We start from the raw sequence: 22,099 nt of genomic DNA, 5'->3' as shown, positions 1-22,099 counted from the left end.
CGATCAGCCGTCCAGCCGCGCCAGGAAATCACCCAGTGCCCGGTTGAACTCCCGTGGCCGCTCCAGGTTGGGCAGGTGGGCGGCGCCCTCGATGACGTGCAGGGCCGAGTCGGGCAGGGCCGCGTGCATCGCCTCGGCGTCCCGGACGGGGGTGTAGGTGTCGTCGGCGCCCACCAGGACCAGGGCGGGGGCGGTCACCGTCGGCAGCAGCGGGCGGTAGTCGGGGCGTTCGGCCCGGCCGCGCAGGGCCGCGGCGGCGCCCTCGGGCGAGGTGGCCGTCATCATGCGGTGCACATGGGCCTTGACCTCGGGGGCGGCGGAGGGGGCGACCATCTTCTCCAGCACCTCGTCGGCGTAGCCGCGCATGCCCTCGGCGAGCAGCCGGGCGGCCAGGGCGGCGCGGTGCCGCCGTCCCTCGGGGGTCTCGGCGGCGGGGGAGGTGTCGGCGAGGACGAGGCCGCGGATCCGGTCGCCGAAGCGGGCGGCGCACTCCATGACGATCTGGCCGCCCATGGACAGGCCGCCGAGCACGAAGTCGTCCACGCCGAGGTGGTCCAGGAGGCCGGCGATGTCCTCGGCGTGCCGGGAGAGCGGGACCGTGCCGGGGGTCACCGGGGAGGCGCCGTAGCCGCGCAGATCGGGGGTGATCACCCGGCGGGCGGCGGCGAACTCGGTGAGCTGCGGGTGCCACATCGTGCGGTCGAAGGGGTGGCCGTGGACGAGGACGAGGGGGACCCGGGAGGGAATTCCGGGGTCTTTGTCCTCGAATGCGAGGAAGGGGGGCATGTGATCGACCTTAGGGCGCCCCGTTGCTCGGTGCAATAAAATCTTTGCTCTCGGTGCAATCCAACGGGCCGTGGAGCAGGGGGACTTGTGGACGACTACCGGCGCATCGCCGACCGGATCGCGGCGGACATCACGGGTGGGCGGCTGCGGCCGGGGCAACGGCTGCCGCCCCAGCGGGCGTTCGCCCGCCGGCACGGCGTCGCGCCGTCGACGGCGGGGCGGATCTACGCCGAACTCGTCCGCCGGGGCCTGGTGGTGGGCGAGGTCGGGCGCGGCACGTTCGTGCGGGCCGGCGCCCCGGACGGGCAGCCGGGGCACGCGCTGGCCGAGGCGGCCGGCGCCCCGGCCGTGAACCTGGAGCTGAACTACCCCTCGGCGCCCGGCCAGTCGGAGCTGCTCGCCCCGGCCCTCGCCCCGCTGCTGCGGCCGGACGCGCTCGGGCAGGCGCTGCGCCCGGCCGCCGCGGCGGGCACCCCGGCGGCCCGGGAGGCGGTCGCCGCGCTGCTGGGGCGGGACGGGCGGCGCGTCGCGGCGGACCGCGTCCTGTTCACCGGCAACGCCCGTCAGGCGATCGCCTCCACGCTCGCCTCGCTGGTCCGGCCCGGCGGCCGGGTCGGGGTGGAGCCGCTGACGTATCCGCTGGTGAAGGAGATCGCGGCCCGGCTCGGCCTGGTCCTCGTCCCGCTCGCTGCGGACGCGGAGGGCCTCCTGCCCGAGGGGGTGGCCGCCGCCCACCGCGGCGCCCCGCTGTCCGCCCTCTACCTCCAGCCCACCCTGCACAACCCGACCTCGCGGACGACGGGCGCCGAGCGGCTGCGGCAGCTGGCCGACTGTGTCCACAGGCTGGGGATACCGGTCGTGGAGGACCGGATCTGGGCCTTCCTCCACCCGGGCGGCACACCCCCGCTCGCCGCGCTCGCCCCCGGTCTGGTGCATCTGGTCGACGGCCTGTCCAAGCGGGTCGCGCCCGGGCTCGCCGTCGGCTTCGCCGTCGTGCCCGAGGACCGTACGGAGGCGGTGGCGCGGGCCGTGCGCTCGGGCGGCTGGAACGCGGGCGGTTTCGCGCTGGAGGCGGCGGTGCGCTGGCTCGGCGACGGCACGGTGGACCGGCTGGTCGCGGCCAAGCGGCAGGACGCGCGGCGGCGCCAGCGGCTGGTCGCCGAGAAGCTGGCCGCCTTCGCCGTACGGTCCGATCCGGCCGCCTACTTCGCCTGGTGGGAGCTGCCCGCGCCGTGGCGGGCCGAGACCTTCACGGCCGCCGCGCGGGCGCGCGGGATCGCCGTGACGCCGGGTACGGCCTTCTCCGTGGGGCCCGGCCGCACCCCGGGCGCGGTCAGGCTCGGACTCGCGTCGGTGCCGGAGCCGGTGCTGGCGCGGGCGCTGGGGATCCTCGCCGGCGTCGCACGGGACGGGGCAGCGGCAGGTACCGGGTGAGCCAGGCGAGGAGGGCGACGGCGAGGCCGAGGCCGAGGAGCAGCCAGGCGGCCGTGCGCAGGGTGGCGGTGAGGGCGTCGTAGACCGCGCCCGCCGCCGGGTGCGAGACCCCGGCCGGCAGGTCGGCCAGGGTCAGGCCGCGGCCGATGGTGAGGGCGAGGACCAGCAGGCCGCCGCCCAGGGCCGTGCCCAGGGCGGTGGCGGCGACGGCCCGGCGCCGCCGGACGGCGAGCGCGATCCCGCCGACGGCGAACGCGACGGCCGCGACCGGCAGCCAGAAACCGGCGACTTCGAGCACGTGGAACCCCTTTCGCAGCGGGGTCAGTTGGCCAGCGGGGAGGACGGCGACCGCGGTGTGCTCCACCGGGATGCGCTCGGCGAGCGGCACGTGGTCGTGCGTGAGCTGGCGTTTGACCTGGGCGGTGACGGGGGCCAGGTCGACGGTGACCGCGCGCTCGTCCTCCTCGCGCAGGGCGCGCAGGACGGCGTCGTGCGTCACCTGGTTGCCGGTGTCCCAGGCCAGCCGGAAGGCCTCGGTCTGGGTGAAGGAGCGCACCGCGTCGTGCACGAACGGGCGGACCGAGCCGCGCAGCGGACGGACGTCGAGATGCTGGTCCACCGCGCGCAGCAGGCCGTCCCCGACCGTGTCCACGACGGCCTCCCGCACGTCCGGGTCGGCGGCGAGCGGAGCCATCGCGGTGACGTACCGGCCCGTGTCGGCGAGCCCGTACGCCGCCCAGGCCGCCAGCGCGCCGAACGGCACGAGGAGGCAGGACAGGGCGATCAGTACGGCCGACAGGGCGCTCCTGAGGCGTGGGGGCACGCTTCCAGGCAAGGGCCCCGGGGGCCGGCGCGCGAGCGGGGGGACTGCATTCGGGCGGCGGGTGGACCCGCTTGGCGGAACTGGAGATCCCGCTCTCCGGTGGAGGGTTCATCCGAACGGGTGTTTCCTGGTGCTGAGCGGTTCCGGCGCGTGTCCGGCTTCTCCGGGTCGTGAAGCCGGTGCGTGTCCGGGACTTCGCTCCGGTGGGAGGGAACACAGGGGAGCGCATGGGCCCCGGCCTTCCGGCCGGGGCCCATGCGCGCGGGGCGTCCGCTCAGCGGGTGCGGCGCCCGAAGGCGTCCTCCCGCGTGTAGTAGCGGTAGAAGAACACGGCGAAGGTGACCGCCGCGACCGCCAGGGCCATCAGCACCGAGCGCAGGATCGTGGCACCGGTCTGGCTGTAGACGAAGCCGAACGCGCAGCCGGTGAACGCCGTCCACAGCAGCGCGTGCGACTCCCGCCGCATCCGGGGGGCCACGGTGAGCAGCGCCATGAACAGCGCGGCGAACACCAGCGCGCTGACGAACCCGAGCAGCAGGTTCCAGCCGGTGATGGGGCCGCCCGAGCGGTTGTTGGCCGCGACCCAGTAGCCGTAGACGAGACCCAGCGCGACCGGGACGCCGATGCGGGCCATCGCGTGCGTGCGCGCGTCGAAGACGTCCGGGGCCGGGCCGTGCGCGCCCGCCGCCCGGCCCTCCACCTCGGGCGTGCGGCCGGGCCGGGACATTCCGCCGGGCGCGGGTGCCGCTTGAGCCATGACAGCGCTCCTCTCTCTCACCCCCGCTACCAGCGCACACCGGGGGAGACGGCCCGGCAAGTCGGCCGGGCGGGTGACGGGTGCCCGGATGCGTACGGCGGACACCCGTGCTTCGCTGAGGAACATGGAGGGCTGCCCGCCGTGACGGAGATGGAGTACGGGCGGCGGCGCCCGCTGCCGCTGCGGTTCCACGGGCGCAGCGTGGCCTGGCTGCCGCCGCTGCTGCTGCTCGCCGGCATCATCCTGGTGGACTTCAGCACCGGCGAGGACTTCCGGATCATCACCTGGATCGTCCTGGTCCCGGGCATCGCCGCCGCCCTCTGCGGAGTGTGGACGACGGCCGCCTACGGCCTGGTGTCGGTGGTGACCTACTTCGTCGTGGACAGCGCCTGGCCCGCCGAGTACAAGGCCGGCTTCGGCGACTTCGTCCTGGTCGCCCTGGGCGGCGTCCTGGCCACCATGGCGGCGGCCGTGCGCAAGCGCCAGGAACGGCAGATGCTGCACATCCGGGACATCGCCGAGACCACCCGGCGCACCGTGCTGCGCCCGCTGCCGCCCCGCTGGGCGGGCCTGGAACACGCCGGGGTGTACCTGGCCGCCGATGTCGACGCCCGGGTCGGCGGCGACTTCTACGACATCCAGCCGGGACCGTACGGCACCCGGGTCCTCGTCGGCGACGTGCAGGGCAAGGGCCTCGGCGCGGTGGAGGCCGCCGCCGCGCTGCTCGGCACCTTCCGCGAGGCCGGCTACCACGAGAAGGAGCTGGCGACCGTCGCCGAGCGCCTGGAGATGCGGATGGTCCGGCACCGGTACCACTCCACCTCGATCGGCCGGGACGACGGCGACCGCTTCGCCACCGCCGTCCTCATCGCCTTCCTCGAAGACGCCCCGGAGACGGTCGAGATCGTGAACTTCGGCCATGAGCCGCCGCTCGCCGTCGGCCCGCACGGGGTGCGCGAGCTGCCCAGCGGCGACGGCCTGCCGCTGGGCCTCGGCGACCTCGGCGAACCGCCGCCCACGCACCGGGTGCCGCTGGCCGACGACGAGACCTTGCTGCTGGTCACCGACGGGGTGACCGAGGCCCGCGACCGGCGGGGCGACTTCTACGAGCTGGCCGCCGAGATCGCCCGGGTGACCGAGGGCGAGCCGCGCCGCGTCGAGCCCCGGCGCCTGGTCCGCCGGGTCCGCGACGGCGTGCTGCGGCACAGCGGGGGCCGGGTGGACGACGACACCACGATCTTCGCCGTGCGGCGGTGCCCGGACCCCGGGGACGGCCGGGGCGAAGACCCCGAACAGGGGCGTTTGCGGTCCTGAGGCACCGCCGCGCACCGGCAGCGGTTACGGTGCTGGCTGGAGAGCGGGTCTACGGGGTCCTCGAGTCCGGAGGGTCCACGGGGTCCACAGGGTGACAGGGGGACGCACGATGCCCGGAACCGTGCTGCTGCTCGCGGCCTCGCCGCTGGGCCGGGGACGCCTGGTGGACGCGGCCGGTGTGCTGCCGGTGCTGGCCGCCGTCGCCCCCGCCGTGCTGTCCGGCACCGACACCGCGAACGTCGTCGAACTCGCCGACCCGCTGGAGCCGCAGGCCGTGCTCACCCGGCTGCGGGCCGCCGCCGCGGCCCCCGGACCGCTCACCGTGTACCTGGTCGGCCAGCTGCACCTGGACCGCCGCCAGCACCAGCCCCATCTGGCCCTGGCCCGCACCACCCCGGCCACCCTGCGCTACACGGCACTGCCCTGGCACTGGATCCGGGAGGAACTGCGGCTGCGCTCCGCCACGGACACCGCCCTCGTCGTCGACCTGCACACGGACGCCGAGACCTGGCGCCACCTCGCCGAACGCGGTCTCGACGCCGGCCGGCACACCGCGGTGTACGGCCGGGTCGCGCCGCCCGGCGGCCGGCGCGGCCTGGCCGAGCCGGCCTACATGAAGGCGGTGGCCACCCTGCTGCGCAGCGGCCACCGCCCGGCCCTGGACGTCCTGCACCAGCAGGCGCTCTCCCGGATCCCGGAGGAGACGGCCGGCAACCTGCTGCTGTCCGGCACCGGCGGCCATGCCCCGGCGTTCCCGGTGTTCCCGGCGGCGGGCGCCGCCCCGGCCCCCGTCACCATCCCCTTCCCAGCTCCCGTCCCCGCCCCCGGCACCGGTGACCCGCACGCCGACATCAGCGTGGCCGTGCGGGCGGGGCGGCACGGGGACGCCGACGGGATCGCCGCCCGGTACGAGGCGGACGCCGTGCGGGCGCACGGTCCCGGGTCCGAGCAGACGCTGCACTGGACCGAGGTCCGGGCCGATCTGGCGATGTTCGCGGGGGATCCGGCGCGCAGCTGCCGGGCGTGGCTCGCGGTGGCCGGGGCGCGGCTGGCCGCGGGCCAGGCCGTGGACGCGCCCGCCGTGGAGGCGGCCGTGGACCGGGCCCACCACCAGTGGGCCCGTATCGACGACACGGCGCGGGCCCGTGAACTCGGGCCCGCGCTCGCGGAGTTGCGGCTCAGGGTGCCGGGGCGCCGGCGCGGCGCGCTGGAGAACGTCCAGCGGCAGCTGCGCCAGCTCCAGGACGTGCGATAACCCTTACCGGGTGTACGTGAGGTACTTCCAGGCCCCGTGCGTCGTGGAGTTCACGGTGTCGTTGGAGGAGCTGTTGATGTACGACGAGCGGATCCGGAAGCGCCAGCCGACGTCCTGGCCGTGGTCGCCGGTGAGGATCACCCGGGACACGCCGTCGGAGCCCAGCTTGAAGTACGCGGGGTCGCCCGGGTACCAGCGGCCCCGGTAGTACACCTCGAACTCGAACTTCTGCGCCCGGCCCGGGAAGAACGTCATCTTGGTCGTGGCCAGCGGGTTCTTGTTCTTGTGGAAGAAGTAGTACGTGTGGCCCCACGCCGACTTCGCCTTGTAGTGGTTGGAGAGCGAGGTGGACACGCTCACCTGGGCGCCGACCGTGCTGGAGGCGGAGACGGACGTGTACCGGGAGTCGCCCGCGAACTTCGCGGTGACCTTGGCGTCCCGCTTCAGGTCCAGGGTGACGGACAGGTTGCCGTGCGCGTCGACCTTGCCGGACTTCACCTTCTTGTTCGGCTTGTCGGAGCCGAACGGGTCGGCCCAGATCTCCACCGTGCGGTTCGTGTACGTCGTGCCCAGGTGGGCAGTGAACTTGACGTCCTTGCCGTACGAGTAGACCTTGCCGTTGTTGTCGACGGTCAGCTTCGGCTTGGCGCGGGAGACGGCGACCGAGTCGGCGGCCTTCGCCGGCGTGTGCGTGGCGTCGCCGTCGTACGAAACCGTGTAGGTGACCTTGCCGCCGGACGGGGGCGTGTCGGTGAAGCCGAACGAGCCGCCGCTGCCCAGCGGCTTGGTGCCGAGCGACTTGCCCTTCGGCGACTCCATGTCCGTGCGGACCACCTTGAGCGGGGTGCCGGCGGGCAGGGCGAGACCGGAGGTGAGCTTGCCGGTGACCTTGAGGGACTTGGCGCGGGGCGCGCTCGTCGGGGCGTTCACCGTCAGGGTCGCCTGGTACTTGCGGGGCTCGTCGATCTGGTGCAGCCGGGAGGTCGAGCCCGAGCCCGTCTGCACGAACAGCTTCGCGCCGTCCGCCGACCAGCTGATCGCGTGCGCGCCCCACGGCATCCAGTCGTGGGAGACGTTGCGGACGCTCGGCTTGTCGGGACCGCCCGTGAAGACGTACGTGTCACCGATGTCGTCGGTGTCCAGGACGGTGGCCGCGACCGTGCCGTCCGGGGCGACGGCCACCGTCTCCGGCTGGTCCTTGACCGGGTACGTGCGCACCTGCGCCAGGTCCGAGAGCCGGTACTCGGTGAGGGCGCGGGTGCCGGGCCCTGCGACCACGACGTTCCGGCCGTCCGGCGTGAGGGCCGCGTCCTTGTAGAAGCCGCCCTTGTCCTCGGTGACGTGGATGACCGGCGTGCCCGAGGAGATGTCGTACACGATGATCGGGCCGGAGCTGATGCCCGCGTCCAGGGCGAGCAGCGTGCCGGGGTTGTCCGGGTCGGCGTACAGCTTGGGCGGGCTGGCGAAGTCGTGCCCGGCGGACAGGTCCAGGGTGACCGTCGGCGTCTCGGCGGTCAGGTCGACCACACCGAGACCGGACCCCCACTGGTCGCCGTAGCCGAACCAGAGCCTGCCGTCGGCGAAGGAGACGCTGGACGGCATGGTGCCCGGACCGGTCGGGTACTCGGCGGTCTGCTTCAGCGTCGCGGTGTCGATCGCGACGATCTTGTCGGCGCCGTAGAGCGCCGCGTACAGGGTGCTGCCGTCCGGGCTCAGTTCGAGGTCCCGGGGCTGAGCGAGGCCGGTGAGGGTGGTGCCGGTGTACCGGCCGGCGGCGTCGGTGACGACGATCCGGTTGCTGTACCGGTCGGCGAGGAAGATGTGCTGGTGGAGGCCGTCCACCACGGTGTCGCCGGCGTCCGAGAGCGGAACGGGCCGGTCGGTGTCGGCGTACGAGGGCACGGCGAGTGCCATCGGGCAGACGAGGGCCGCCAGGGCGGTGGCGGCAAGGAGAGAGCGCTTGCGCACGCTGATTCGAACCCCCCGGAACGAATGAAAGACATGGGTGCCACCCGGGCACGGCCACGGCGGCGTAGGGCCCCCGGTGAATGTGCCGTGTGTGCCTCGTGTGGCGAGTGTGCGCAAAGACTAGGTCATGCCACGGACAACAACGCCAGGGCCCCGGAGACGAGTGTGCGGACACCCGGGGCAACCGTGGACAGGTCGGGCGCGAAGAGGGGGCTGTGGTTGCTCGGCACCGCCGAGAACTTCTCCGCGACGGTGTCGCCGGGCGCCTGCTCCCACACCTCGGCGGGGGTGGAGGTGACGAACCAGAACGCGTACGGGATCGAGCCGAGCGCCAGGTCCGCGAAGTCCTCGCTGCCCATCGCCGGGCCCGGGTCGAACACCGTGCCCGCGCCGAACACCTCGCGGTGCGCGGCGGCCACGGCGGCGTCGGTACCGGCGTCGTTCACGGTCACCGGGAAGGAGCTGCCGACGGTCACGTCCGGCTCGCGCGGGCACCCGGCGGCCAGGCACTCGCCCCGCGCGATGCGCCGGATCGCGGCCAGCATCCGCCCCAGCACCGCCTCGGACTGGGTGCGCAGGTTCAGCGAGATCCGCGCCTCGGCGGGGATGATGTTGTGCCGGGTGCCGGCCTCGATCCGCCCCACCGTCAGTACGGCCGACTCGCCCGCCGCGATCTCCCGCGACACCACCGTCTGGAGCCGGGTGACGAGATAGGCGGCCGTCACCACCGGGTCCACGGTCGTCTCCGGGCGCGAACCGTGCCCGCCCAGGCCGTGCACGACGATGTCCACGTCGGTCGCGGCGGACATGATCAGCCCGGGTACGTGCGGGTACAGGCCCGCCGGGCCCGGGGCCGCGTGCTGCCCGAGCAGCACGTCGGGGCGCCCGAACCGCTCGTACAGTCCGTCGGCGACCATCCGGGACGCGCCCCGCCCGGTCTCCTCGGCGGGCTGTCCCACCACCAGCAGCGTCCCGCGCCAGGTCTCCCGCCCGGCCGCCAGCGCGGCGGCGGCCCCGGCCAGCCAGGTGACGTGCATGTCGTGCCCGCAGGCGTGCATGACCCCGGCCGTCTCCGAGGCGTACGGCAGCCCGGTCTCCTCGGCGACCGGCAGTGCGTCCATGTCGGCCCGCAGCAGTACGGTCGGCCCGTCCCCGTTGCGCAGGACACCGGCGACCCCGGTGCCGCCGACGCCCTCGGCGGTCTCGTACCCCGCCCTCCGGAGCCGCTCGGCCAGCGTGCCGGCCGTGCGGTGCTCGCGCAGCGACAGCTCGGGGTGCCGGTGCAGATCGCGGTACAGATCCTCCAGGCCGGTGACCGGGAGGTCGGAGGTGAGGTCCAGTGCGGTGCGCGCGGCGGCTGAGGTCACCGTCGCAGCGTAGGTCGGTTTCCTGGTTTCCGGCACCCTGCCGCATCCGCTCGGTTACGCTCAGCTACAAGCTGATCGCAGGGGGTGCCTCACGTCATGGTCAACATCCGCGAACTCGACCCCAGTGCCTCTCCGCTGGACTACTTCGGCTCGGAACTGCGGCGGAAACGGGAGGCGGCGGGGCTGACCCAGAAGGAGCTGGGCGCGGTCATCTTCTGCACGGGCTCCCTGATCGGCCAGATCGAGACCACGCTGAAGGTGCCGACGAGGGAGTTCGCCGAACGGGCGGACGCGGCGCTGCTGACGGACGGGTTCTTCTCACGGCTGGTGGGGCTGGTCCTGCGGAGCCAGTTGCCAACGTGGTTTCAGCCGTTCGCCGAGCTGGAGGCCAAGGCGACATACATCTCGACGTACCAGGCGCAGATGATCTACGGCCTCCTTCAGACTGAGGCATACGCCAGCGCTGTGCTGGAGACGGGTATGCCGGACAAGCTCGACGAGCTGGTGGCGGCGCGCATGGAGCGCCAGCGCATTCTGGCCCGCGAGCAGCCGCCGTTGACCTGGGTCGTTCTGGACGAGGCGGCCCTGCACAGGCCCATCGGCGGCGCTGACGTCATGCGTGACCAACTTGCCCACCTGTTGAGCTTCCGGGACGACAAGTGGGTGCGCATTCAGGTTCTGCCGTTCCGCGTCGGCGAACATGCCAGTCTTATCGGGTCGTTCACCGGCCTGCGGTTCAATGATCACCCCGACCTGATCTACACCGAGGATCTGATCTCAGGGCACACAACAGCCAACCCGGAGACCGTCAGGGAAGCGGCCTTTCGTTACGCTCACTTGCAGGCCTCCGCCCTCTCTGTGGAGGATTCGGCGGCACTGATCACTTGTGTGATGGAGGAACGCTATGCGCATACACCAGGACCTGACGAGCGCGCGATGGCGTAAGTCCTCGTACAGCGGCAACACCGGCGGTGAATGTGTCGAGGTCGCCGGTCTCCCCGCCCTCGTCGCCGTGCGGGACTCCAAGAACCCCCACGCTGCGGCGCTCACCATGGGCCCCGGGGCCTGGACCGCCTTCGTGGCCGCTCTCAGCGGTGAGGTGTCGGCGCCGACGCCGTGACCTGTGCCGCCCCGGCCGGCGAGGCCGCCCGTGCCGGGCCGGCGTTCGCCGCTAGGAGCAGGGCCGCCGCGGCGATCACCGCCGCCGAAACGGCCCGCCGGGCGGTGGGGCGTGCGTAAGGTGCGGATGTACGTCCGGACACGGCGACCTCGCAACACGACAACGGCCTGTTAAGCATGCTTAATTCACCGTTTAACCTAGGCGCTGCCGGAGCCTGACGGCAAGAGCCGCCAGGGGAGTTGGGGGGCCTAGGGGCATGCAGGAGCGGGACGACCCGGCGGTGGTCGGGCGGCGGGTACAGCGCCTGCGCACCCAGAAGGGGCTGACGCAGCGGCAGTTGGCGGAGCCCGCCTACACACCCGCCTACATATCCACCCTGGAGGCCGGCCGGGTCCGGGCCTCCGACGACGCGCTCCGGTACCTCGCCGAACGGCTCGGCGTCGCCTTCGAGGAGCTGGCCGTGGGCCGGCCCGCCCACCTCGCCACCGGGCTCCGGCTGCGGCTCACCGAGGCCCAGCGGGTCCTCGCCGACGGACGGTCCGAGGAGGCCGCCGCCCAGTACGCGGTGCTGCGGGCCGAGGCGCAGGCCCACGGGCTCGGCTGCGAAGAGGCCGACGCCCTGCTCGGACTCGGCGAATGCGCCCTGGAGACCGGGCGGTTGACCGAGGCCCGGGAGTGCTTCGAGCAGGCCGAGGAGCGGCTCGCCGGGAAGAGCCTGCCCGACCGGGTGCCCGCCGTGCGCGGCCGGGCCGTCGCGCACTACCTGGCGGGCGAACTCCGGTACGCCGTCTACCTCCTGGAGTCCGCCCTCGATGAGCTGAACCGGGGCGGACTGCACGACCCCGACGCGCTGCTGCTGCTGTACGCGAGCGTCATCGGGCCGTACATGGACATGGGCGCGCACGCCCGCGCCGCCCAGGCCGCCGAGTTCGCCCTCGCGCTCGCCCCGCAGGCCGGCGACCCCGCGCTGATCGCCCGTATGCACCGCTCGGTGGCTCGTACCCTGCTCGCCGAGGGCCGGACCGCCGAGGCCGACGCCTCCCTGGCCAAGGCGGCCGAGCTGTACCGCCAGCTGCGGCTGCGCACCGAGCTGGCCAACTGCCACTGGATGCGCGGCTACGTCTGCGCGCAGAACGGCGAACTGGACCGCGCGGAGACCGAGTTGCGGCTGGCGCACACCATGCTCTCGGAGACCCGGGCCGCCCTGTACCGCAGCCAGGCCGCCGTCGAGCTGGCCGACGTGCTGCACCGGCGGGGCAAGTCCGGGGAGGCCGCCGGGCTGCTGGAGGGCGTCCTCGGGGACTTCTCCTCCGAGCGCGGCGCCGTCCACGCCGCCGCCGCGCACCGCCTGCTCGGCATCATCGCCGAGGACGCCCGGGACACCGAGGCCGCCGAGGAGCACTACGTCCGCGCCCTCAGCCTGCTGGAACGGGCGGGCGCGGCCGGGGACCTGGCCGACCTGTGCCGCCTCCTCGGCGACCTGCTGCGCCGCACCGGCCGGGTCGAGGCCGCCCTGGACGCGTACCGCACCGGCCTCGGCCACCGCAGCACCACACCCGGCACCACCACCCTGGGCCCGGCCCCGGCCCAGCCGCCGCTGTGAGCGTCAGACCTGGGCCCGGCCCTGCCTGCGGATGTCCGCGAGACGGAGGGCGCCGATCTGGACGGCGGCCTGCGTCGCGTCGTTCGGGACGTCACCCAGACCGGCGTTGGTGAACGCGAAGGCGTCCTCGCCGACCCGGACGACTGCGACGTCCATGGTGAGCAGGTACTCCTGCCCGTCCGACGACGTACTGGCCAGCGTCACGCGCAGCCCCTGCCGCCTGTCCCCGACCTCCGGCAGCGGCAGGTCCACGACCTGCACGTCCTCCACGAGGTCGAGTTGCGTGGTGGCCGTGAACCGCGCGCACTGCACCGGCATCGTCCGCAGCCAGGACAGCGTCGCGTCGACGTCCGCCGGGCGGCGGGCGCCGATCTGGTAGCGCAGCTGGGCCTCGGTGTCGGCGTCGTCCAGGCCGATGGCCACCCGGGCCGGGGTGCCGAGGGGCTCGTCGCTGTAGAGGGCGTCCAGCAGCCGCTGGCACTGGCCGGCCGAGGTCTGCGCCTTCAGCAGCCCGTCCCGCCAGGTGGCCGCGCCGCGCGTGCTGGTCCAGGGGGCGCCCAGGTCGGTCTGGTTGATCAGCGCGGCCTCGGCCTGCTCGTCGGTGAGCGTGGAGCCGTCCGGCCGGGCCGGCCCCTTGGACTTCCCGCTCGGCGCGTCGACCGTGGGCAGGGGGTACGGGGCGCTCGCCGGATGATCGAGGCCGAGGGCCGCGCAGCCGCCGGCGACGAGCAGTCCGGTGGCGAGCAGGGGGAGGAGGACGGCACGGGGTATGCGGGGTATCGCGGGGGACATCGGTGCCTCCTGGGCTGCGTGCGGCCGACGGGGTGCCTGCTCTCACGGCACCACCGGCCCGACCCGCCCACCAGCGCTCCGGTCCGTACGGGTGAGGGGCCACGCCCCCGCCGGGGCATCGACGGACGCCCCGCCCGCGACCGGTCCGGCTGATCTAAGGTCGGCACGACGGAAGGAGTCCGCCGTGACCGGTCAGCCCATCCCCGTGATCATCGACTGCGACACGGGTGTCGACGACGCCCTGGCCCTGCTGTTCGCCGTCCGCCACCCGGGTCTCGACCTGCGGGCGGTGACCTGCGTGGCCGGGAACACCGACGTCGACGGGGTGGTCCGCAACACCCTCACCGTGCTGGAGCTCGCGGGCGCCCCCGACATCCCGGTGGGCCGGGGCGCCGAGCGCCCCCTGCTGGAACCGGCCCGCTCGGCCCGGCACGTGCACGGCGCCGACGGCATGGGCGACCTGGGCCTGCCCGCGCCCACCAGGGCCCCGGCGCCCGTCGACGCCGTCACCCTGCTGCGTCGCGAGATCCTCGCCTCGCCGCGCCCGGTCACCCTGATCCCGACCGCGCCCCTGACCAACATCGCCCTGCTGCTGCGCACCCACCCCGAGGTGACCCGGAACATCGAGCGGATCGTGTTCATGGGCGGCGCCGTCGCCACCGGCAACGCCACGCCGGTCGCCGAGTTCAACGTGTGGCACGACCCGGAGGCGGCGGCGATCCTGCTGACGGCCGGGGTGCCGATCACGATGTACGGCCTCGACGTCTTCATGCGGGTCGTCGTCCCCGCCGGCGAGGTGCACCGGCTGCGTGCGAGCGCCGAGCCCGGCACCCGCCTGGCCGGCGACCTGCTCGCGCACCGGCCGACCACCCAGGGCGAGGAGCCGGAGGCGGAGGAGGCGGGCGGCCTCGGCGACGCGGGCGCGGTGTGCGCGGTCGCCGACCCGCAGGGCATCACCACCCGGCCGCTGCCCGTGGAGGTCTCCCTGGCCCCCGGCCCGTCCCGCGGCCAGACGATCGTGGACCGCCGCCCCCGCCCCGGCGAGTCCGAGATCCACGAGGGCGGCCGGGACCGGCCCCTGGTGGACGTGGCCCTGGAGGTGGACGTCGACCGGTACGTGAAGCTGTACCTGGAGACGGTGGAGCGGTAGGGCGTTCCCCTGTCCGGCCGTACGCCGGCGGCCGGACGTTTCCGCTTCCCGGCGCCGTGGACAGAGTCTGTCCATGGCAGACCTTTCGTCCAGGAACCCCGACTGGTGGCGGCAGGCCGTCATCTACCAGGTCTATCCGCGCAGCTTCGCCGACGCCGACGGCGACGGGCTCGGCGACCTCAAGGGCGTCACCGAGCGGCTCGACCACCTCGCCGCGCTCGGCGTGGACGCCCTGTGGCTGAGCCCCTTCTACCCCTCCGAACTCGCCGACGGCGGCTACGACGTCATCGACCCGCGCGGGGTCGACGAGCGCCTCGGCACTCTGGACGACTTCGACGCGCTGGTCGCCGAGGCGCACCGGCTCGGTCTGAAGGTCGTCGTGGACATCGTCCCCAACCACACCTCCCATCTGCACCCCTGGTTCCAGGAGGCGCTGCGCGCCGGACCCGGCTCCGCCGCCCGGGAGCGCTATGTCTTCCGGCCGGGCCGGGGCGCGCACGGCGAACACCCGCCGACCGACTGGCAGTCGGTGTTCGGCGGCAGCGCCTGGCGGCGGGTGGCCGACGGCGAGTGGTACCTCCACCTCTTCGCCCCCGAACAGCCCGACCTCAACTGGGACAGTCCGGAGGTCCGCGCCGACCACCGCACCACCCTGCGTTTCTGGTCCGACCGGGGCGTCGACGGCTTCCGCGTCGACGTCGCCCACGGCCTCGCCAAGGACCTCGCCGAACCGCTGCGGGACGTCGGCGGCATCGGCGCGACCGGCGAGGAGGCGCTGGAGCGGGTCGCGCCGGGCAGCCACCCGTACTGGGACCGGGACGAGGTCCACGAGATCTACCGCGACTGGCGCAAGGTGTTCGACGCCTACAGCCCGCCGCGCACCGCCGTCGCCGAGGCCTGGGTGCCGGCCGTCCGCCGCGCCCTCTACGCCCGCCCCGACGAGCTGGGCCAGGCCTTCAACTTCGAGTACCTGGAGGCCCCGTGGGACGCGGATGCGCTGCGTGAGGTCATCACCGGCTCACTGGCCACCGCCCATGTCGCCGGGGCCTCCGCGACCTGGGTGCTGTCCAACCACGACGTCGTCCGCCACGCCTCCCGGCTCCTGCTGCCGCCCGGCACCGACCCGGGTGCCTGGCTGCTGTCCGGCGGCACCGCACCCGCGCTCGACACGGCGGCCGGGCTGCGCCGGGCCCGCGCCGCGACCCTGCTGATGCTGGCGCTGCCCGGCTCGGCGTATCTGTACCAGGGCGAGGAACTGGGCCTGCCCGAGGTCGCCGATCTGCCCGCCGAGGTGCTCCAGGACCCCATCTGGGAGCAGACCGCGCACACCCGCAAGGGACGCGACGGCTGCCGGGTGCCGCTGCCGTGGACGAGGACCGGACCCTCGTACGGCTTCGGGCCCGGCGCCGGCTGGCTGCCGCAGCCGGAGTCCTTCGCCGCGTACGCCGTCGAGGCCCAGGCCGGCACCGAGGGCTCCACGCTGGAGCTGTACCGCACGGCGCTCCGGCTGCGCCGCAAGCTTCTGGAGGGCGAGACGCTGGCCTGGACACCCGGTGCGCCCGCGCACGTGCTGGACTTCGCCCGCACCGAGACCTGGCGGAACGTCACCAACCTCGGCACCGGGCCGGTGCCGCTGCCGCCGGGCGAGGTCCTGCTGAGCAGCGGACCGCTGCCCGACGGGGGATCGCTCCCGCCGGACACCACGGTGTGGCTGGCCTAGCGCACCGTGGGACCGGGGCTCGCGCCCGCGCCCGCCCCGGGGTCCTGGCCGCCGGCGATGCCGTTGATGTCCACCGGTGTGGAGGTGGCGTTCGGCGGCGGGGTGAGCACCACCTCGGGCTGGCCGGCGTCCGGGGGCGGCGGGGTCAGGTCGGAGTCGGGCAGCTTCGGCGGAGTGGTCTGCTGGAACAGGGTCTGGTCGAAGTCGACGAGACCCGTCTTCTCCATCACGGTGATGTGGTCGAGCACGGTGTCGTTGGCCTGGTCGGCGAGGGCCCGCACCAGCGAGTTCTTCGTGGTGGAACGGATCTTCGCGACCGTGTTGAAGATCGAGCCGTGCGTCATCCGCAGGATGTTGGCGAAGTCGGTGTCGAACTGCTTGCCGCTGTCCGACTTCAGCTGGCTGACGAAGCCCTCCTGCTGGGGGCTGGCGACGTTGGGCAGCGTGATGTTCAGCATCGGCGCGATCTTGCGGCAGGTGGTGTCGAGCGCCGAGTGCCCGTCGATCAGGTGCTGGCTGGCCGTGAGCACCCCCTTCGACTGGCCCTTCTGCAGCCCGATCTGCCCCACCGGGTACTCCCACAGCCCGGCCGCCCGCACCTTCACCACGAAGTCCCGGTCGGACTCGGTCAGCGGACCCCACTGGGTGTTGGCGATGACACGGGTCGGGGAGCTGGAGACGGTGCTCAGTCCGAGCATGCCCGGATAGGCGAGCGCGGCGAGGGTCAGGGCCATCGCACCGCCCACGAAGAGAGTTCCCGTCGCGTTCCGCGAAAAGCGCACCGTGCCTCCTGCCCGGTCGGGGAGCCGTCCCGCACGGCGGCGGGACGGTTCGGACGCACAGCAGTACGGGCGCGGCGGCGATTCGTATCACCGGTGCCGGGTAAAGAATCGCCGGTGACGGTTGGTCAAAGGTTGGCCGCTCCCAGGCAGAAGATTGACCTCTGCCCGGGAGAAGGCAGACCGGGCCCGCGCCTACATTCGCCGCATGCCCCCACAGCCCCCGCCCCGCACCTCCCCCGCGCTGCCCGTCCTGCCCTACCGCAAGCCCACCAAGGGGCGCGACTACTGGGTGTTCGACGACGTCCTGCCCGACGCGGACGCGGTCCGCCGGCGCTGCCTGGCCAAGGACGACTGGGTCGAGGGATACCCGTACACCTCCGAGACCTGGCCGGGCCTGCGGGCCATGCCGGGACTCGAACCCGCCGAGCTGGCCCGGGTGGAGCGGCTGGTGAAGCAGGCGACCGGGGCGAAGGAGCTGTGGGTGCAGCGGGCGCCCGGCGGCGGCACCCTCAACCACAACTGCGTCCAGGTCGTCGGCGAGGGCGAGAGCGAGCCGCGTCCGCACTCCGACTCGCGCGCCCTGTGCCGGTACGCGGCCGTGCTCTACCTCAACCCCGGCGTACCCAAGGACTGCGGTACCGCCTTCTACCGCCAGTCGCTGCCCGGCGGCCGGCTCGGCGGCAACATCGTCCAGGCCCCGCACACCAACCTCGTCGAGGCCCTCGGCACCCGGTTCGTCCCGGCGGACCACTTCGAGGAGGACGTCCGCGTCCCGCACAGGTACAACCGGCTGCTCGTCTACCACGCCAACCTGGTGCACAGCGCGACCGGCTACTCGGGCCGCACGCTGGAGGAGAAGCGCATGACGGCCGTCTTCTTCTGGATGGCCTGACCCGCACCCCCGGCCGGCCCGCGGGTGCCGATGAGTCCGGTGACACGCCTGGTCAGGCTGGGCGCGACGGGCCGGGTACGGCACCATGATCCGGTGACCGAACTTATAGACAAGGCCGGGGGGCTCCTGCCCTCCTGCCGGCCGCTCCAGCTGTCGGGGCAGCTGGCCGCAGGGGGACTGCTGCTCGCGGGGGCCGCCTGGATCGCGCGCGGAGTGTGGGAGGCGCGGCTGGCGCTGGCCGGGGAACCGGCAGCGGGGCCGCCGGACCAGGGGGAAGGGGTGCACCGCCCGCTCAACGCCCTTGAGGACTCGTACCACTTCGTCACCGCGCTGGGCGGCGGCGCGGTGGTGCTCTGCGCGCTGCTCTTCATCGCCTGGCTGTGGCGGGTGCGGGACATCGCGCGCGACCTGTCGGGGCAGCCGCCGAAGTACGCCGGGCTCTGGGTCTACCTCGGCTGGTTCGTCCCGCTCATCAACCTGTGGTTCCCCCGGGGGATCGTCGTCGACGCCTTCCGGCGCGCGGTCCCGGGGCGGCGGCAGCCCGTCTCCGTCGACGTGTGGTGGACGCTGTGGGTGATCGGCATGCTGAGCGGCGTCGGGATCGTGGCCCGCGACTCGACCGACGAGATCATCGCCCGTGCCTACACCGAGGTGTGGCCGCTGCTGGCGAGTGACGCGGCGGTCGTCGGGGCGGCCGTCGCCGGCGCCTTCGCGGTGCGGGCCGTCACCGGCGCGCTGGTGGAGCGCCTGCGGCAGGCGGGGGCACCGCAACCGGTGTGAGGCGGCGGCCGGTGCGGTACGGATGGTGGGCATGACCAGTGTCGCCATCGTGGGAGCCGGGCCCGGGCTCGGGGCCGCAGTCGCCCGGCGGTTCGGGCGGGAGGGCTTCGCCGTCGGGCTCGTCGCCCGGGACCGGGGCCGGCTCGACGTGATCATCGACGCGCTGGCGGGCGAGGGCGTCACCGCGCACGGGTTCGCCGCCGATGTGCGCCGCCCGGAGGAGCTGGCCGGGGTGCTCGGCACCCTCGCCGAGGCCCTGGGGACCGTCGAGGTGCTCCAGTACAGCCCGGTGCCGCACCGGGACTTCATGCGGCCCGTGCTGGACACCGGGTACCGGGATCTGGTGGGCCCGATCGAGTTCTCCGTGTACGGTCCGGTGGCCGCCGTGCAGCAGGTGCTGCCGGGGATGCGGCGGCTCGGGCGCGGGACGATCCTCCTGGTGAACGGCGGTTCCGCCGCCGTACCGCATCCCGAGCGGGCCGGCACCTCGATCGCCTTCGCGGCGGAGAGCGCGTACGGCCATCTGCTGCACGACCGGCTCGCGCCGGACGGCATCCATGTGGCGCAGCTGGTGATCCCGGGGGCGATCACGGCCGGGCATGTGCGCAAGGACCCGGACGTGCTCGCGGAGACCCTGTGGGGCATGCACCGGGACCGGCACGGATTCCGGCACTACGCGGACGACCTCGACAGCTGACGGCGCGCGAACCGCGCCCGGGTTGCCGGTGCGGGGGCGAGCGGTTAAGGGGAGCCACGGGGGAGCGGTCGCCCGGAGCAGTCACCCTGCGGAGTGTGGATTTGTGGGCCAATATGAGCGTATTGGCCGCACTGCTCTCTTCAGAGGGGGCCTCCATGGCTGTCGACATCCCCGCGCTCATCAAGCCGTCCCGCCTCAGAAGCCGGGGCGGCCTGGTGGGTGAGTGCCTGGCGGAGTTCCTCGGAACCTTCGTGCTCATCTCGTTCGGCTGCGGTGTGGTCGCGATGGCCGTCGCCGCGCTGCCCGGTTCGGGCCGGGCGGCGACCGCCACCACGATCTTCCTCGCGGCCGGCGACTGGCTGCTCGTCACCTGGGGCTGGGCGTTCGCCGTCATGCTCGGCGTCTACGTCGCCGGCGGCGTCAGCGGCGCCCACCTCAACCCGGCGGTGACCCTGGCGATGGCGGTGCGCCGCGGGTTCCCCTGGGCCAAGGTCGTGCCGTACTGGTTCTCCCAGGTCGCCGGCGCCCTCACCGGGGCGGCGCTGGTCTACCTCGTCTACCACAACGCGATCGACGCCTACGACCAGACCGTCACGGGGCCGAAGGTGAACGGGCACACCAACACCACGTTCTCCATCTTCGCGACGTTCCCGGCCCCGTACTTCCACGGTGGCATCTGGGGCCCGCTGATCGACCAGATCGTCGGTACGGCGTTCCTGCTCATGCTGATCGCCGCCGTCCTCGACCTGCGCAACCAGGCCGTGAAGTCCAACCTCGCGCCCTTCATCGTGGGCCTGGTCGTCGCCGCCATCGGCATGTCCTACGGCGCCAACGCGGGCTACGCCATCAACCCGGCCCGCGACTTCGGGCCGCGCCTGTTCACCTACGCGGCGGGCTGGGACAGTCTGGCGTTCCCGGGGAGCGTCGCCGGCTCGTTCAGCGCCTACTGGTGGATCCCGATCGTCGGCCCGCTGATCGGCGGCACGATCGGCATCCTCCTCTACGACCTCTTCATCGGTGACGTCCTGCTGCTGCGCAACGAGCTCTCCGAGAGGCCCGAGGCCGGGAGAGCCACCCCGGTACGGACCACCGACGAGGAGTGACCCCGGGCCGGGCGCCGCCCACTGACCCGAGGTCAGACACCGGCGCCGGCGCCCGGACCCCGGCCGGCGTTCAGCGGGGCACGGGCGCCTCGGACTTCCGGCCGGCCGGGTCCGCCTGGTCCGCTTGGTCCCCTTGGGCCGCCTGGTCCGTCGCCTGCGCGGGTGCCGCGTGGGGGCTCGGGCGGCCCGGCGTCCGCAGCAGCGTCACCGCGCAGGCCGCCGCCAGCAGGACGAGGCCCGCGGCGACCAGCAGGCACAGGCGCAGGCCGTCCAGCAGGGACGCGCCGAGGGCGTCGTACACCCGCCCCGCCGCCGGACCCAGCGGCAGCCCGGAGACCGCGCCGAGGCCACCCGAGTCGGCGGTCGCGAGCACCGCGCGGCGGGTGGCCTCGGGCACCCCCGCGTCCGCCAGATGACCGGGCAGGGCGCCGACGGCCCGGGAGGTGAGCAGGGCACCCAGGACGGCCGGTCCCAGGGCCGCGCCGACCTGCCGGAAGGCGTTGTTGCCCGCCGAGGCCATACCGGCCAGGCGGTGCGGCACCGAGGCCACCGCCGTCGCCGTCATCGGCGTGGTGACCGCGCCCATACCGAGGCCCAGCAGCACAAGACGCCAGGCCACGGAGGCGTACGAGGTGTCCGCGTCGAGCGTGGTCAGGGACAGCAGGGCCGACGCGGTCAGCAGCAGCCCGGTGGTGATCAGCACGCGCGGGGAGATCCGGTGCAGCAGCCGGCCCGCCGGGACGCCCGCGGCGATCGCCGCCAGCGGGATGAGCACGATCCGGCCGGCCGCGGCCAGCGTGCCGAGCTGCTGGACCAGGCCGAAGTAGAGGCTCAGGACGAAGAAGAAGCCGATCAGGCCGAGGAAGGTGATCGCGGCCACCAGCGCCGTCGCGGTGAACCCCGCGCTGCGGAACAGGGCCGGGTCCAGCATGGGGCTCGCGCTGCGGCGCTCCGCCAGCACGAACGCGATGACGCCCGCCGCGCCCACCGCCAGCGCGCCGACCACCCGCGCCTCGCCGAAGGAGCCCGCGCCGCCCTCGATGACGCCGTACACCAGCGCGGTCACCGCCACCGCCGCCGTGATCTGGCCGGGCCAGTCCAGCCTGCGGCCGTGCGGGGCACGGGAGTCGGGCAGCAGCCGGGCGGCGATCACCAGCACGAGGAGGGCCACGGGTACGGGGGCGAGATAGATCCAGCGCCAGGAGGCGTGCTCCAGGATCAGGCCGGCCGCCAGCGGGCCGACGGCCAGCGCGGCGAGCAGGGCGGTGGCCCACAGGCCGATGAACTTGCCGCGCTCGCGCGGGTCGGGTATCGCATGGCTGATCAGGGCGAGCGTGGTGGGCAGCAGCGCGGCGGCACCGAGACCGGCCAGCGCCTGCCCCGTCCACAGGGTGTGGATGTCGTCCGCGCACAGCGCGACCGCCGCGCCCGCCGCACAGCAGAGCAGCCCCGCCTGGAAGACCCGCTTGCGGCCGTGGACGTCGCCGAAGACACCGGCGGTGAGGATGAACGCGGCCATGGGCAGGACGAACGCGTCCTGGACCCATGACAGTTGGGCGGTGGTCGCGTGCAGGGCCCGCTGGATCGCGGGCAGGCTGACCGCGACGGTGGTGACGGGCAGATAGGCGACGAACACGCCGAGGCAGGCCATGACGAGCGTGGCCGTACGCCGGCCCGCCGCCCCGGGCGCCGGGGTGAGGGCGTTCACAGGAGGGGTCTCCGGGTTCTGGTCGTCGGGGCGGGGCCCCGGGAGGGT

At 73.9% G+C, this 22,099-nt stretch carries 20 protein-coding genes; 12 read left to right on the top strand and 8 right to left on the bottom strand.

Features of this window, described 5'->3' with window-relative positions:
- Nucleotides 1-3 precede the first annotated feature (3 nt).
- Complete coding sequence (locus tag ACF073_RS22040; protein WP_392072410.1) at nucleotides 4-786, bottom strand: alpha/beta fold hydrolase; 783 nt, start codon at nucleotides 784-786, stop codon at nucleotides 4-6.
- Nucleotides 787-873: 87 nt separating this feature from the next.
- Between ACF073_RS22040 and ACF073_RS22035 the strand changes: the two genes are divergently transcribed.
- Nucleotides 874-2,220, top strand: a complete 1,347-nt coding sequence (locus ACF073_RS22035; RefSeq protein ID WP_392072409.1) for a PLP-dependent aminotransferase family protein — start codon at nucleotides 874-876, stop codon at nucleotides 2,218-2,220.
- On the opposite strand, the gene ACF073_RS22030 is transcribed toward ACF073_RS22035, so the two are convergent.
- Together ACF073_RS22030 and ACF073_RS22025 are read right to left on the bottom strand one after the other, a co-directional pair.
- The gene (locus ACF073_RS22030; RefSeq protein ID WP_392072407.1) at nucleotides 2,120-3,043 is read right to left on the bottom strand and encodes a hypothetical protein; all 924 of its coding nucleotides are present in this window, start codon (nucleotides 3,041-3,043) and stop codon (nucleotides 2,120-2,122) included. The genes ACF073_RS22035 and ACF073_RS22030 overlap by 101 nt on opposite strands.
- Before the next feature lie 274 nt (nucleotides 3,044-3,317).
- Nucleotides 3,318-3,800, bottom strand: coding sequence for a hypothetical protein (locus ACF073_RS22025; RefSeq protein WP_392072405.1), 483 nt, complete (start codon nucleotides 3,798-3,800; stop codon nucleotides 3,318-3,320).
- Between the two features lie 150 nt (nucleotides 3,801-3,950).
- On the opposite strand from ACF073_RS22025, the gene ACF073_RS22020 reads away from it, so the two are divergent.
- Both ACF073_RS22020 and ACF073_RS22015 read left to right on the top strand, forming a co-directional pair.
- Nucleotides 3,951-5,114: a PP2C family protein-serine/threonine phosphatase gene (locus ACF073_RS22020; protein WP_392072483.1), complete on the top strand. Its 1,164-nt coding sequence runs from the start codon at nucleotides 3,951-3,953 to the stop codon at nucleotides 5,112-5,114.
- Between the two features lie 109 nt (nucleotides 5,115-5,223).
- The gene (locus tag ACF073_RS22015; protein WP_392072403.1) at nucleotides 5,224-6,369 is read left to right on the top strand and encodes a hypothetical protein; all 1,146 of its coding nucleotides are present in this window, start codon (nucleotides 5,224-5,226) and stop codon (nucleotides 6,367-6,369) included.
- Between the two features lie 3 nt (nucleotides 6,370-6,372).
- On the opposite strand, the gene ACF073_RS22010 is transcribed toward ACF073_RS22015, so the two are convergent.
- Together ACF073_RS22010 and ACF073_RS22005 are read right to left on the bottom strand one after the other, a co-directional pair.
- Nucleotides 6,373-8,337: an Ig-like domain repeat protein gene (locus tag ACF073_RS22010; RefSeq protein ID WP_392072401.1), complete on the bottom strand. Its 1,965-nt coding sequence runs from the start codon at nucleotides 8,335-8,337 to the stop codon at nucleotides 6,373-6,375.
- Nucleotides 8,338-8,462: 125 nt separating this feature from the next.
- Nucleotides 8,463-9,704: an amidohydrolase gene (locus ACF073_RS22005; RefSeq protein WP_392072399.1), complete on the bottom strand. Its 1,242-nt coding sequence runs from the start codon at nucleotides 9,702-9,704 to the stop codon at nucleotides 8,463-8,465.
- Nucleotides 9,705-9,800: 96 nt separating this feature from the next.
- Between ACF073_RS22005 and ACF073_RS22000 the strand changes: the two genes are divergently transcribed.
- The 3 genes from ACF073_RS22000 (at nucleotide 9,801) to ACF073_RS21990 (ending at nucleotide 12,427) form a co-directional block, all read left to right on the top strand.
- Nucleotides 9,801-10,649, top strand: coding sequence for a Scr1 family TA system antitoxin-like transcriptional regulator (locus ACF073_RS22000; protein ID WP_392072397.1), 849 nt, complete (start codon nucleotides 9,801-9,803; stop codon nucleotides 10,647-10,649).
- Complete coding sequence (locus tag ACF073_RS21995) at nucleotides 10,609-10,824, top strand: DUF397 domain-containing protein (RefSeq protein WP_392072395.1); 216 nt, start codon at nucleotides 10,609-10,611, stop codon at nucleotides 10,822-10,824. The genes ACF073_RS22000 and ACF073_RS21995 overlap by 41 nt, the downstream gene beginning before the upstream one ends.
- A 256-nt stretch (nucleotides 10,825-11,080) precedes the next feature.
- A complete protein-coding gene (locus ACF073_RS21990; RefSeq protein WP_392072393.1) occupies nucleotides 11,081-12,427 on the top strand; it encodes a tetratricopeptide repeat protein in 1,347 nt (448 codons plus the stop codon).
- Nucleotides 12,428-12,430: 3 nt separating this feature from the next.
- Here the strand turns inward: ACF073_RS21990 and ACF073_RS21985 are convergent, their stop codons facing one another.
- Nucleotides 12,431-13,219, bottom strand: a complete 789-nt coding sequence (locus ACF073_RS21985) for a hypothetical protein (RefSeq protein ID WP_392072391.1) — start codon at nucleotides 13,217-13,219, stop codon at nucleotides 12,431-12,433.
- Between the two features lie 184 nt (nucleotides 13,220-13,403).
- On the opposite strand from ACF073_RS21985, the gene ACF073_RS21980 reads away from it, so the two are divergent.
- Together ACF073_RS21980 and ACF073_RS21975 are read left to right on the top strand one after the other, a co-directional pair.
- Nucleotides 13,404-14,369 (top strand): nucleoside hydrolase, encoded by a 966-nt coding sequence (locus ACF073_RS21980; protein ID WP_392072388.1) that lies wholly within the window; start codon nucleotides 13,404-13,406, stop codon nucleotides 14,367-14,369.
- Nucleotides 14,370-14,442: 73 nt separating this feature from the next.
- Nucleotides 14,443-16,089, top strand: coding sequence for a glycoside hydrolase family 13 protein (locus ACF073_RS21975; RefSeq protein ID WP_392072386.1), 1,647 nt, complete (start codon nucleotides 14,443-14,445; stop codon nucleotides 16,087-16,089).
- Here ACF073_RS21975 and ACF073_RS21970 read toward each other — a convergent pair.
- Complete coding sequence (locus tag ACF073_RS21970; RefSeq protein WP_392072481.1) at nucleotides 16,086-16,835, bottom strand: DUF4142 domain-containing protein; 750 nt, start codon at nucleotides 16,833-16,835, stop codon at nucleotides 16,086-16,088. The genes ACF073_RS21975 and ACF073_RS21970 overlap by 4 nt on opposite strands.
- A 241-nt stretch (nucleotides 16,836-17,076) precedes the next feature.
- Between ACF073_RS21970 and ACF073_RS21965 the strand changes: the two genes are divergently transcribed.
- From ACF073_RS21965 to ACF073_RS21950, 4 genes are all read left to right on the top strand, one after another.
- A complete protein-coding gene (locus ACF073_RS21965) occupies nucleotides 17,077-17,763 on the top strand; it encodes a DUF6445 family protein (protein WP_392072384.1) in 687 nt (228 codons plus the stop codon).
- 93 nt (nucleotides 17,764-17,856) lie between these two features.
- A complete protein-coding gene (locus ACF073_RS21960; RefSeq protein WP_392072382.1) occupies nucleotides 17,857-18,543 on the top strand; it encodes a DUF4328 domain-containing protein in 687 nt (228 codons plus the stop codon).
- A gap of 31 nt (nucleotides 18,544-18,574) precedes the next feature.
- The gene (locus ACF073_RS21955) at nucleotides 18,575-19,240 is read left to right on the top strand and encodes an SDR family NAD(P)-dependent oxidoreductase (RefSeq protein WP_392072380.1); all 666 of its coding nucleotides are present in this window, start codon (nucleotides 18,575-18,577) and stop codon (nucleotides 19,238-19,240) included.
- A 155-nt stretch (nucleotides 19,241-19,395) separates the two neighbouring features.
- The gene (locus tag ACF073_RS21950) at nucleotides 19,396-20,343 is read left to right on the top strand and encodes an MIP/aquaporin family protein (protein WP_392072378.1); all 948 of its coding nucleotides are present in this window, start codon (nucleotides 19,396-19,398) and stop codon (nucleotides 20,341-20,343) included.
- Between the two features lie 70 nt (nucleotides 20,344-20,413).
- Here the strand turns inward: ACF073_RS21950 and ACF073_RS21945 are convergent, their stop codons facing one another.
- Nucleotides 20,414-21,994, bottom strand: coding sequence for an MFS transporter (locus tag ACF073_RS21945; protein ID WP_392072479.1), 1,581 nt, complete (start codon nucleotides 21,992-21,994; stop codon nucleotides 20,414-20,416).
- Nucleotides 21,995-22,099 lie beyond the last annotated feature (105 nt).

The organism is Streptomyces sp. NPDC015171 (genome assembly GCF_043079545.1).
Classification (GTDB): Bacteria; Actinomycetota; Actinomycetes; order Streptomycetales; family Streptomycetaceae; genus Streptomyces.
This window is presented reverse-complemented; position numbering and strand designations above follow the sequence as displayed.